The 12,146-nt window shown below is 58.3% G+C and carries 11 protein-coding genes and 1 tRNA gene; 6 read left to right on the plus strand and 6 right to left on the minus strand.

The window, feature by feature from the left end; genetic code table 11:
• Window position 1 precedes the first annotated feature (1 nt).
• Window positions 2-76: transfer RNA gene (locus ABJ076_RS21230), tRNA-Val, on the minus strand.
• 230 nt (window positions 77-306) lie between these two features.
• Between ABJ076_RS21230 and ABJ076_RS21235 the strand changes: the two genes are divergently transcribed.
• The 6 genes from ABJ076_RS21235 (at window position 307) to ABJ076_RS21260 (ending at window position 6,812) form a co-directional block, all read left to right on the plus strand.
• Window positions 307-1,338, plus strand: a complete 1,032-nt coding sequence (locus ABJ076_RS21235; RefSeq protein WP_348194805.1) for an N-formylglutamate amidohydrolase — start codon at window positions 307-309, stop codon at window positions 1,336-1,338.
• A gap of 61 nt (window positions 1,339-1,399) precedes the next feature.
• Window positions 1,400-2,248, plus strand: coding sequence for a transglycosylase SLT domain-containing protein (locus tag ABJ076_RS21240; RefSeq protein WP_348194806.1), 849 nt, complete (start codon window positions 1,400-1,402; stop codon window positions 2,246-2,248).
• Window positions 2,249-2,352: 104 nt separating this feature from the next.
• Window positions 2,353-3,081 carry an HAD family hydrolase gene (locus ABJ076_RS21245; RefSeq protein WP_348194808.1) on the plus strand — a complete coding sequence of 243 codons (729 nt, stop codon included), beginning with the start codon at window positions 2,353-2,355 and terminating at the stop codon, window positions 3,079-3,081.
• 247 nt (window positions 3,082-3,328) lie between these two features.
• Entirely contained in the window at window positions 3,329-4,384 is a 1,056-nt protein-coding gene (locus tag ABJ076_RS21250) for a TRAP transporter substrate-binding protein (RefSeq protein ID WP_348194810.1), read from the plus strand.
• Between the two features lie 158 nt (window positions 4,385-4,542).
• A complete protein-coding gene (locus ABJ076_RS21255) occupies window positions 4,543-5,157 on the plus strand; it encodes a TRAP transporter small permease subunit (protein WP_348194812.1) in 615 nt (204 codons plus the stop codon).
• A 50-nt stretch (window positions 5,158-5,207) separates the two neighbouring features.
• A complete protein-coding gene (locus tag ABJ076_RS21260) occupies window positions 5,208-6,812 on the plus strand; it encodes a TRAP transporter large permease subunit (RefSeq protein WP_348194814.1) in 1,605 nt (534 codons plus the stop codon).
• Between the two features lie 73 nt (window positions 6,813-6,885).
• On the opposite strand, the gene ABJ076_RS21265 is transcribed toward ABJ076_RS21260, so the two are convergent.
• Genes ABJ076_RS21265 through dgcN form a run of 5 tightly spaced genes read right to left on the minus strand, consistent with a single transcriptional unit; the run spans window position 6,886 to window position 12,103 of the window.
• A complete protein-coding gene (locus ABJ076_RS21265) occupies window positions 6,886-8,010 on the minus strand; it encodes a CaiB/BaiF CoA-transferase family protein (protein ID WP_348194816.1) in 1,125 nt (374 codons plus the stop codon).
• Between the two features lie 15 nt (window positions 8,011-8,025).
• Window positions 8,026-9,189, minus strand: a complete 1,164-nt coding sequence (locus ABJ076_RS21270) for an acyl-CoA dehydrogenase family protein (RefSeq protein ID WP_348194818.1) — start codon at window positions 9,187-9,189, stop codon at window positions 8,026-8,028.
• 43 nt (window positions 9,190-9,232) lie between these two features.
• Window positions 9,233-10,078 carry a class I SAM-dependent methyltransferase gene (locus tag ABJ076_RS21275; RefSeq protein WP_348194820.1) on the minus strand — a complete coding sequence of 282 codons (846 nt, stop codon included), beginning with the start codon at window positions 10,076-10,078 and terminating at the stop codon, window positions 9,233-9,235.
• 9 nt (window positions 10,079-10,087) lie between these two features.
• Window positions 10,088-11,074 (minus strand): N-acetyl-D-Glu racemase DgcA, encoded by a 987-nt coding sequence (gene dgcA / locus ABJ076_RS21280; RefSeq protein ID WP_348194822.1) that lies wholly within the window; start codon window positions 11,072-11,074, stop codon window positions 10,088-10,090.
• Between the two features lie 27 nt (window positions 11,075-11,101).
• Entirely contained in the window at window positions 11,102-12,103 is a 1,002-nt protein-coding gene (gene dgcN / locus ABJ076_RS21285; protein WP_348194824.1) for an N-acetyltransferase DgcN, read from the minus strand.
• Window positions 12,104-12,146 lie beyond the last annotated feature (43 nt).

Genomic DNA, 12,146 nt, shown 5'->3' on the forward strand with positions numbered 1-12,146 from the left:
ATGGTGGGCGCGACTGGGATTGAACCAGTGACCCCTACGATGTCAACGTAGTGCTCTCCCGCTGAGCTACGCGCCCTATATGTCGCGGCATCGGGAAAAGTGCGCCGCGAAGGAGGCGTGTGTATAGCCAGCGGCTTTCGGTTTTGCAAGACCTGATTTGACGGTTTTTCTCCAGGCTTTCGGATCACCAATCCAACGCGCGCCATTGTCCGCGCAACAAGCGGACGGTACTGACCTCTTCTTGGTTTGCCCGTGCCGAATTCCATATTAGGGTGAAATGAAATTTGCCGGTCCGGGAGACTGCGTTTGAGTGCGGATAAATCGACAGGGAATGCCGTCGGAGGAACTGCGGCTGCGGACAAGCTCGAAGACATCGCCGCGACGCTGATAGAGCCAGGATTCCTCAGCTCTGGAGACGTGACAAGCAATCCGGTCGAGATGGTGCCGGACGAGATTGTCGGCGTTTACCGGATCGAGCGTCCCGCGCATACCAGCAGCCCCCTTGTAGTTGCCTCCCCGCATAGCGGCCGTCTCTATCCACCAGATCTGCTCGACGCCACACGGCTCGACCTGCTGGATCTGCGATCGTCTGAAGACAGTTTCATGGAACAGGTATTGGCGGGCGCCACAATGGCTGGCGCAGCTTTGCTGACTGCCCAGTTCCCCCGTGTCTATGTGGATGTGAACCGGGAGCCATTCGAACTCGACCCAGGCATGTTCGCCGATCCGCTGCCCGACGGCGCCGTAACCGATAGCATCCGGATTTCGGCCGGGCTCGGAACCATTGCCCGCGTGGTCGCCAATTCCGAGCCGGTATACGATCAAAAGCTCGCCTTTGAAGATGCCGCACACCGCATCGGTAATTACTACGGGCCCTATCATCGGGCTCTGCAACGGCTGATCGCCGAAGCGCTTGAGCAATTCGGCTTCTGCCTTCTGGTAGACGGGCATTCCATGCCGTCCAGTGCCGTGCGCCATGTCCGAAGTGAACGCCGCCCCATCGATATCGTTCTGGGCGATTGTCACGGGGTGACCGCCGCTCAGACCATCACCGAACAGGCCGAGGCTTTCTTCAAGGAGCGGCACTACACAGTGCGGCGCAACAGCCCGTATGCTGGCGGTTTTGTCACCCGGCATTATGGCCGGCCAGAGGTTGGCGTTCATGTTCTGCAGATAGAGATAAACCGTGCTCTTTACATGGACGAGCGGCGGATCGAGCCACGGGCGGGCATAGAACCACTGAAAAAGGACATCGCGGCTCTCCTCTGTGCGCTATCGGATACCGCCCGGCGTATGGCCGAGGACGGAACGACCTCAATCCGCGCGGCAGCGGAATAACCAATAAGCCGAACAAGCGGCACGGTCCTTGCTTCTGTATTCCGGACACAGGAGTCAGACCATGCAGTATGTTTCGAGACCGATCATTTTTGCCGCGTTTGCAATTGCCACAATCGGCCTGCTAGCCGCGCCCCGTGCGCATGCGCTCGCGCCATCGGAAAAAATATGTGCCAACGCGACCCGTCACGCAGAGGAAGAATATCGGCTGCCAAAACACCTGCTGTTCGCGATTTCTTTGAAAGAAACCGGACGCTGGAATAATACGCGCAAGGAAAGCTACACGTGGCCCTGGACGGTGACGTCCGGAGGCAAAGGCCGCCATTATCCTACGGTTCTCGCGGCCATGGCTGAAGTCCGCCGTCTCCTTGCAACGGGCACCACCAACATCGATGTCGGCTGCATGCAGATCAACCTGCGCTATCACGGCACCGCCTTCGAAGATCTTGCAGAGGCTTTCGATCCCCTGAAGAACGCCGATTACGCAGCCCGGTTCCTGACCGAGCTCAAGGAACGGCACGGATCCTGGCGGGATGCCACAGAGCATTATCATTCCGGCAATAGCGTGCGCGGCAAAAACTACCGGGACGCCGTGTCCAAGCTGCAGCAGAAAGCCTACAGAGGCGAAGCGGTGACAATGGCTGATCCCTCCACCGACAATCTGACACTCGCATTGGCCGCAGCAGACCGTGCCGACGATCTGACCGCAAAAGCGCTGACCCGCAAGGAACAGCAAGCCCTTGAACAAGCCCGGCGCGACGAACGGGCGGAGCGTCAGCGGGAGATCGCCAAGGAGCGTGCCTTGGAATTGCGTCAGGAATTCGAAGATCGTAAGGCCCGCTTGCTGGCCGCCTGGAAACAACGAAAGGCCGAGCGACGGGCCAACTCCGGCATTATCGCCTTAGCGGATTAATCCGTCGCACAGAGTTCCCTGCGCTCCAATAAACAACTCTTGCAGATCCGTGCCGGCCGAGCGAGCTTAGCTCTCGCTGATCATCCAGTTCCAAGGAGCCACCAATGCCCGGGCCTGTCCGCGGGGTACTGTTCGATAAGGACGGTACTCTGATCGACTTCGAAAAGACCTGGCTCCCAGGGCTGCTCTCTGCGGCACGGCAGCTTGTCGAGACCCATAACATAGAGACCGATGTCGACAGCCTGACCCGGGCCGCAGGGGGTGATCCGAAAAAAGGCACCGTCGCTCCCGGAACGCTGCTGGCACAGGGCACGGCCATCGAAGTGGCAGAGCTCTGGTGCGGGTTGGTCCCTGCTTTGCCGACCATCAATGAGACAGCCGCATGGCTTGACAGCTATTGGCTTGATCACGCCGAACACAATCTGGCACCCGCCTGCGACCTCAAGCAGCTGTTCCTCACCCTTCGCGCACAGGACATGAGGATCGCGATTGTCACAAATGATGCAGAGCGCGGTGCATGGGACATGGTCGAGGCGCTAGGCCTGGGGGATTCGATAGACTTTGTTGCCGGTTACGACAGCGGACACACACCGAAACCCGCACCGGATATGCTTCAGGCCTTCCTGCGCGCCGAAGGCCTGGCGGCGCACGAAACTGTTATGGTCGGCGATAGCAGAGCGGACATGGAAGCCGGACGGGCTGCGGGGTGCCGCGCCGCAATCGGCGTCCTGACAGGCGCCACTCCGGAGCCGCAACTGACCCCTCTTGCGGACTTTATCATTCCCGATGCAGGGCATCTTCCGAACTTGCTTCTTTCAAGCGCGCTGACCTGAAAACACAAGAATTTCAAGCATAATAACGTATACGCAAACGTATTTCCTCCTGACGGAAAAACTCCCCCGGCAAGCGCCCTGCGGAATTGAAGGCTTTGACGACGTGTCAAATCACGGCAATACTTCGTGCACCACGGGACCAAAACGCTTCGGATATCGTCCGGGGACGCAATAAATCGCTGTGGAATGAATCTAAAGAGGCTCGGATAACCGGGTCCAAAAGCGGATTGAACAAGGGAGGTAGTTCATGAAATCGGGTTTTCTGAAATCATTCGGTGTGCTTGCGATCGCCTCGACGATCGCCATCGGTCTCGGCTCAAATGATGCCGAAGCCAAGAAGGTACGCTGGAAAATGCATGCCGCATTTGGCCAGAACGTCAAAGTGATCGGCCCGCCGCCACACCGCATTTCCGAAGCGGTAGGACGCATGTCCGGCGGCGACTTCGATATCAAGGTGTTCGAGCCGGGCGCACTTGCCGGCGGTTATGCCTATTACGATCCAATCAGCCAGGGCGCTATCGATTCCGCGTTCGGTACACCGGGCGCCAACCAGGGCAAGAACTCAGCTTACGCATTCCTGTCGACCTGGCCCTTCGGCCCGGCCGCCCCGGAATTTGTTTCATGGTTCAAATATGGCGGCGGTGTCGAAATCGGCAGCGAGCTTTATGCCCGTGACAACATCAAGTACCTGCTCTGCGGCATGATTCCGCCTGAAACCTCCGGCTGGTTCCGCGAAGAGATCAAGAGTCTCGACCAGCTGAAGGGCCTGAAAATGCGCTTCTTCGGCGTTGGCGCGAAAGTCATGCAGAAATTCGGCGTTTCCACCCAGCAGCTTGCAGGCGGCGACATCTATCCGGCTCTGGAGCGTGGCACGATTGACGCCACGGAATTCTCCATGCCGGCGATTGACCGGTCTTACGGTTTCTATCAGATCGCCAAATATAACTACTTCCCCGGTTGGCACCAGCAGTCCACCTCCAACGAAGTCCTTGTAAACATGGATAAGTGGAACAGCTTGCCGGAAGAGTATCAGGCCATGATGGAAGTCGCCTGCGACCAGTCCACCATTACAATGATCGCCGACGGTGAAGCCTCACAGTTCGCAGCCATGATCGCCAACGAAAAAGACGGCGTGAAGAACATGACCTGGCCGCAGTCTGTGCTCGACCAGCTGCGTGGTGCCTGGGAAGAGGTTCTGGCTGAGGAACTCGCAAGCAATCCCGACGTGAAGAAGCTTTGGGACAGCTACACGACGTTCCACGAAGGCTACAAAGTCTGGGGTGACCGCGGTTACCTGAAGTAAGACAGAATGATGCGAGAGCCTCCTTTGCGGAGGCTCTCGTCTTTTTTCTTTTTCTTTGCGCCCCGCAATTTGGCGCGACGGATTTCCGGCTTAACGCTTTCAGCAGATCAGCGGTAGCCGATGTTTCCGGTTCTCTTTAGGAAATCGAGGTTTCAGAAATGAAAGCCGCACTGAGTATTGCGAGCGTTCTGGCCCGCTGGTCCCGCAACGCGGGTCAAGCCATGGCCTGGCTTATCGTGCCACTGGTGTTCATCATCATGTTCGATGTGGTCACCCGCAAGGTCGACTTCATTCGACTGTATTTCTCCGAATTCTCCATCGAGTACGGGTATTCGGTGTCGACCATCCTGCAGGATCTTGAGTGGCACATACACGGTGTCATTCTGCTGATGACCTTCGGTTTCGGCTATCTCGCCAACGCTCATGTCCGGGTCGACGTGTTCCGGGAACATATTCCTCCTCGCAAACAGGCATGGCTTGAGCTGATCGGCCTGCTGGTTATGGCCGTGCCCTTCCTCTTCCTGATGGGATGGCAATCCTGGATTCTTATGGCAGTCTCTTTTCATCAGGGCGAAGGCTCGGAATCCCTCACGGGCATTCCGTGGCGCTATGTCATCAAGTCTTTCATGATCATCGGTATCGTCGTGTTGAGCATGGCTGTAGTTGCCACGCTATGCCGACTGATTGCCTATCTGTTCGGATCCCGCGAAGAACATGAAGAAGCACGGGATTCGCTCGAGATCTTCAATTACGAACACCATCGGCCGGAATAAAAATGAACAAGAAAAATCCGGCAATCTCCTGGGGGGCATCGGGGTAAACTATGTTTGAAGCTCTTTACGACCACATGTACGAATTCATAGGGGCGTACATGTTTCTGGCCCTGGCTCTGATGCTGTTCACAGGGCTTCCTGTCGCCTTCGCGCTCGGCGGCGTCGCTGTCGGCTTCGGCATTCTCGGGATCTGGCTGGATGTGCTCGATTTCGCGGTCTTTTTCCAGGTCATTCAGCGGATCTGGGGTGGAGACGGCGCTTCCGGGGCCATCCAGAATCCGATCCTGGTCGCCATTCCCTGTTTTGTCTTCATGGGGACCATGCTGGAGCGATCCCGCGTGGCCGAGGACCTGTTGCATATCCTGCAGGTCCTTTTCCGGCGGGTTCCCGGAGCGCTGGCGCTTGCCGTGACCGTCATGGGAACAATCATGGCCGCAACCACAGGCATCATCGGCGCCTCCGTCGTCATGATGACGCTGATGGCATTGCCAACCATGATCTCGCAAAAATACGATCGCTCGCTCGCAACCGGAACCCTGGCTGCAAGCGCAACCCTCGGCATCCTCATTCCGCCGTCGATCATGCTGGTGCTGATGGGTAGCTTGCTGGCGGTTTCCGTCGGCAACCTCTTCATCGGAGCCATTTTCCCTGGCCTCGTGCTCTCCGGTCTGTATGTAATCTATATTGTGAGCATGGGCATAATCTCGCCGGAGAAAGCACCCGCGATCGCCGATGATGCAATCCAGATGCAACCGAGCAACAAAGCGAACATCGCCAAGTTTTTCGGCTTTAGTGTGGTTGCAATCGGGTTTTGCTATTTCATGGAGCAGAGCCACCTTGCGGATATCTTTAACTGGGGCCTGATCGGTTTCCTTGCCGTCTTCGCTATATCGATGGTCATCGGCCGGATGGAAGGTGACAGCTATCTGGGTGGGGTTCTGAAAGGCTTCGTGCCGCCGATCTTCCTGATTACGCTGGTGCTCGGTTCAATCTTTGCCGGCTGGGCAACTCCGACCGAGGCCGCAGGCGTCGGTGCATTCGGCTCACTGATCCTGGCGGTCGCGAATGGAACACTGACCCGGGACGTTCTCCGTGACGTGGTCCACAGGACAGGCCTCACCACGGCGATGATCTTCCTGATCTTCGTCGGCGCGACAGCTTTCTCGACGATCTTCCGGAACGTCTATGGTGAAGACCTGATCATCGAGTTCATTGAATGGCTCCAGCTCGGTCCCTGGCCGCTGCTCTTCATGCTGATGTTCGTGGTCTTTATTCTCGGCTTCTTCTTCGACTGGCTCGAGATCACCCTGATCATCCTTCCGGTCTTCGCACCTGTGATCCAGACTCTGGCACCGGCATTCGCGCCCCATCTCGGGCTCGAAGTGCCAACCAACAATGCTCAATTGGAGTTCGTTCAACAGCAGGTCATCTATTGGTTCGCCATCATCGTGGCGATCAACCTGCAGACATCCTTCCTGACGCCGCCTTTTGGGTTCGCACTCTTCTATATGAAGGGCGTCGCCAAGGAGATGGTCTCGATGCAGCAGATCTACAAAGGCATCATCCCCTTCGTGATCCTGCAGCTGATTGGTCTCTCCATTGTTGTCATGTGGCCTGAAATCACACTCTGGCTGCCCAGTGTCTTGCTGAAATAAGCTGGCATCCATCAAACAAAAAAGCGCCCGGCAATGCCGGGCGCTTTTGCATTGAGAACCGTTTAGATCGGCTTCAGACGAAAAACTCAGCCCGGATCGCATCGCTATGCTGGCCGAGCGCCGGAACCGGCCCGAAGGACGTATCAGCCCCAACGAACTGAGCCGGAGGCGCCACAACGTCGATGGCACCCACAGGTGTCTCGATCGGGACCCTCCGCAGCGCCGGGTGCTGAAGCACATCGGCAACGCTGTTAATTGCCCCGAAGGCGATACCAGCCGCCGTCAGCCTTTCCCGTATCTGGTCGCGAGTAAGCATCCCGAACACACCATCGATCAGTGCATTCATCGCTTCACGATTAGCCACCCGGTCGGTGTTCGTGCGGAACCGCTCGTCATCCGCGATCGCTTCATCCCCGAGTACTGACGCACATAGATGACGCCACTCCCGGTCGTTCTGCACTGCGATCATGATCATATCCCCGCCAGCGCAGGCGTAGGCACCATATGGCGCAATGGCCGGGTGACTGAGGCCAATACGCTGCTCCTTCAACACGCCATAGGCTTCGTGTAACAGCCAGGGTGACATCCATTCGGTCATGCCGCCGAAGAGCGACAGCTTGATCTGGCTTCCTTCGCCGGTTCGCGCGCGCAGCAACAGGGCTTCAAGCACGGCCGTCCGGGCAAACATGCCGCAGGCGATATCGCAGATCGACACACCGACCCGCCCCATTTGCTCTTTCGACCCGGTGACCGAAATCAACCCGCTCTCTGCCTGAACCAAGAAGTCATAGGCCTTCATCTCGGCATAGGGACCCTCGTCCCCATAGCCGCTGACATCGACCGTGGTCAGCCGCGGGTAGCGCTTCCGGAGCGCATCGGAGCCCAGGCCGAGCCGGTCAGTCGCGCCCGGCGCCAGGTTCTGCAGGAAGACGTCCGCCTTACTCATGATCCTGTGCAGCAAGGCCAGATCGTCCGGATTCTTCAGGTCAGCCACCAGACTTTCCTTGCCCCGGTTGAGCCACATGAAAAAGGCGCTCTCGCCCTTTATCTCGTGGTCATAACCTCTTGCGAAGTCTCCTTCGGCGCGTTCGATCTTGATCACACGGGCACCGGCATCGGCCAGACGGGAGGCGCAGTAGGGAGCTGCCACCGCCTGATCGATGGAAAGCACGAGCATACCGTCGAGCGGCTTTGCCATACTCCTCTCCGCCGCTCAGTAAGAGCGCGGCAGGCCGAGCACATGCTCGGCGATGAAGGACAGGATCATGTTGGTGGAGATCGGCGCTGTCCGGTATAGCCGGGCCTCCCGGAACTTGCGCTCTACGTCATATTCCTCAGCGAAGCCGAAACCGCCATGAGTTTGCAGACAGGTATCGGCCGCGTCCCAGGCAGCTTCCGCCGTCAGCAGTTTCGCCATATTGGACTCGGCACCACACGGTTCACCGGCTTCGAACAACCTGGCGGCTTTTTCCGCCATCAGCGCCGCAGCCTCAGTCGCAGCAAAAGCTTTTGCTATAGGGAACTGAACGCCCTGGTTCTGACCAATTGGACGGCCGAACACTTTCCGGTCGTTAGCGTAGCTGGTCGCCTTCTCGATGAACCAGCGGGCATCGCCGATACTCTCGTGCGAGATCAGAATGCGCTCCGCATTCATACCGTCGAGGATATAGCGGAAGCCTTTTCCTTCCTCACCGATCAGGTTTTCCGCGGGCACTTCCAGATTGTCGAAAAACACTTCAGTCGTCGCATGATTGACCATCGCGCGGATCGGCCGGATTTCCAGACCATTCCCCTTGGCTTCGCGCATATCGACGATGAAAACGGACAGGCCGTCCGTACGCTTCTTCACCTCGTCCTTCGGCGTGGTCCGCGCGAGCAACAGCATCAAGTCCGAATGCTCCGCACGGGAGGTCCAGACTTTCTGGCCGTTTACGACATACTTGTCGTTGCCCTTCTTGACCGCCGTGGTGGCGAGGGAGAGCGTATCGGTACCGCTGGTCGGTTCGGTCACGCCAAAGGCCTGCAGGCGCAACTCTCCGCTGGCAATCTTGGGCAGATATTTCTGTTTCTGTTCCGCGCTGCCATGCCGGAGCAAACTCCCCATGATGTACATCTGGGCATGACAGGCGCCGCCATTGCAGCCGGATTTGTGGATTTCCTCAAGGATTGCCGCGGCGGCGCTGATGGAAAGCCCACTGCCACCATATTCCTCGGGGATCAGAACCGCGAGATAACCGGATTGGGTCAGCGCCTGGACGAATTCCGTCGGATAAGCCCGCTCCCGGTCTTTCTCCTGCCAGTAATCGCCAGGGAAGTCCGCGCACAATGCCTGAACGGCACGCCTGATCTCGGCGATCACATCGCTGTCCGAACTCATATTTCCTCCCGTTGCAGCTGTTGTAGAGGCCACAATCTGGTTTTTAGTCTTCTTTCAGTTTGAAGATAGCAAGTCGGACCGCAATCCGACCCTCCTTCAAATTGCGATAGATGTGTTTCTGCTTCTGGACGAAGGACTCGCCCATGATGACCGGCGCACCTGTCGGCGGCTCCGGCTCGCCCTTTTCGACGCGCAGCTGCCGCGCCGCGCGTTGATTGTCGAGATAGGTCTCGACCAGGGCAGACTGATCCTCAGACCGTTCGGTTGCGAGTCCGGCGGCATTCGCCGCCGCCTCAACAGCATCGGATGGGATCAGATGGCTGTGCTCAGAGTGAGTCGCCCAGGGGACCGGCATATGGATCGGCTCGCCCGACCCGGCAACCACATCATAAAGTCCAAACCGGCCCCCAGGCTTCAGAACGCGGGCAACTTCGCGGTAGAGCCCTGCCTTATCTGCGATATTCATCGACACATGCAGCGTGTAGATGACATCGAAGCTGTTGTCTGTGAACGGCATGGCGAGCGCATCGCCTTGCTCGATATGGATCCGGTCCAGCCCAACCAGTGCATTGAGCTGCCTGGCGCCATCACATAAAGCTTCGGTCAGATCGATGCCCGTAACATCCGCACCATAGCGCGTCGCGGCCATCCGGGCCGGGCCGCCCAGACCGCAGCCGACATCAAGCACCTTGTCTCCGGCTCGGATATCGAGGCTGTCGAGAAACTCACGTGCTGCCATGCGGCCACGCAAGTGCATTTGATCGACGGAATGCAGATCCGCTTCGGTGATGCTGTCTCGGTCGATGCCGGAAGCTTCAAGAATTGCGATCAGCCGGTCCGCCAACCCGTCCGAGCTGTAGTGAGAGGTGACATCCGGTAAATCGTTCACTGGGGCAGACTACCCCCAGGTCCCGAATTCGGGAGGCTGGATGATGCTGCCCTGATAGGACAGTCCCGGCTCCCGGTCTTTCGCCAGCAGAAGTGGCCCGTCGAGATCAACGACGGCGCACCCTTGCGCCACGAGCACGCCCGGTGCCATGGCAAGCGACGTTCCGACCATACAGCCGACCATCACCTCGAAGCCCATCTCAAGCGCCCTGTCACGCAACAGCAGCGCTTCGGTCAGACCGCCGGTTTTGTCGAGCTTGATATTGATCATGTCGTACTTGCCGGCCAAAGCATCGAGGGTCTTGCTATCGTGGCAGCTCTCGTCGGCGCAAACCGGCACGACACGATTCAGTCCCTTGAGACCTTCATCATCACCAGCTGGAAGCGGCTGTTCGATCATGGTCACGCCGAGAGCGGCAAATTTCGGCGCGTATTCCTGATACTGCGCGACGCTCCAGCCTTCGTTGGCATCAACCACAAGCTTCGCATTCGGCGCGTTCTTGTGAATCAGGGCAACCCGCTCCAGATCCTTCTCGTCACCGGTCATCTTGAGCTTCAAAACCGGACGTGCAGCGTTCTCGGCAGCTTTCGCGCCCATGACTTCCGGATCATCAACGCCGAGCGTGAAGACAGTCGTCACCGGTTTCGGCTCGGGCAAACTGGCAAGTTCCCAGACCCGCTTCCCGGTCTGTTTCGCCTCAATATCCCAAAGGGCGCAATCGATGGCATTGCGTGCAGCACCCGGTGCGAGCGCCACCGCCAGACCGGCACGGTCCATGCCGTTGGCAAGTTCACCGGCAACGGACTCAATCTGGGCCGCTACGCTATCCAGCGTCTCGCCATAGCGCTTGTAAGGAAAGCACTCGCCCATGCCGGCGACATCGTCGCCGGCAATTTCCACGACAACGACTTCCGACTCTGTCCGCGCGCCCCGGGAGATCCGGAAGACGCTCTGCAACGGCCAGCTTTCGCGACGGACGGTAACCGACCTGTACATCGATTGCTCCTCTGAGTTCAGATAGGCCTAGAGCGGCATGTTGTCGACGATGGCACCGACACCGTTGCGGATCGGATCGACAGCGGGCAGGCCTGTCTCATCGCTTGCCTTCTTCAAAAACTCCTCGGCAGCCTTGTCATCCAGGCTGGAGGTGTTCACGCAGACGCCGACGAACTGCGCATCCGGGTTCGTCAGGCGGGCAGCCTGCAGATAGTAGGGAATGCAGTCAGTCAGACTAGGAACCGGATATTCCGGCAGGCCACGCATGTGCGGGCGATTGGCTTCATGGCAGAGCACCAGCGCATCCGGCTGGGCGCCATGGATCAGCCCCATTGTCACGCCCGCATAGGAAGCATGGAACAGGGAGCCCTGACCTTCGACCAGATCCCAGTGATCCGCATCGTTGGCCGGTGCCAGCTCTTCAACAGCTCCGGAGATAAAGTCGGCGACGACGGCATCGACGGACACACCAGAGCCAGCGATGAAGATACCGGTCTGGCCGGTTGCCCGGAAACTCGCCTTCACATTACGGCTGTGCAGTTCCCGCTCGATGGCGAGGGCAGTAAACATCTTGCCAACGGAGCAGTCCGTGCCCACCGGAAGCAGACGCTTGCCGGTGCGCTTCTTGCCATTAGCAACCGAGAAATTGCCAGTCGGATGGCGCACATCATAAAGGCCGAGGCCCTTTTCCTTCGCCTTTGCCGCCAGCGACGGAATGGTGCTGATACGGGTATGCAGGCCACTGGCGATCTCCATGCCGAGATCGAGCGCCTTTTCCAGCTCCACCAACCAGGTATCCGGCATGAAACCGCCGCGGTTGGCAACGCCGAGGATGACGGTTTTCACACCGGCTTCGGCAGCTTCTTCGATGGTCATATCCGGAAGCTTCAGGTCCGCGTTGCAGCCCGGCAGACGGAACTGACCAACACACCAGTCTTCGCGCCAGACTTTCACGCCATTGGCGGTTTTGGCTGCGAGCTGGTCGGGCGCATCGCCCAGAAACATAAGATAAGGATTGCGGATTTCCACGACGTCACCTTAGCAAAAATGTGGTTGCTCATTACCCCGGACG

It is taken from the genome of Nisaea sp., assembly GCF_039990255.1.
Taxonomy (GTDB): domain Bacteria; phylum Pseudomonadota; class Alphaproteobacteria; order Thalassobaculales; family Thalassobaculaceae; genus Nisaea.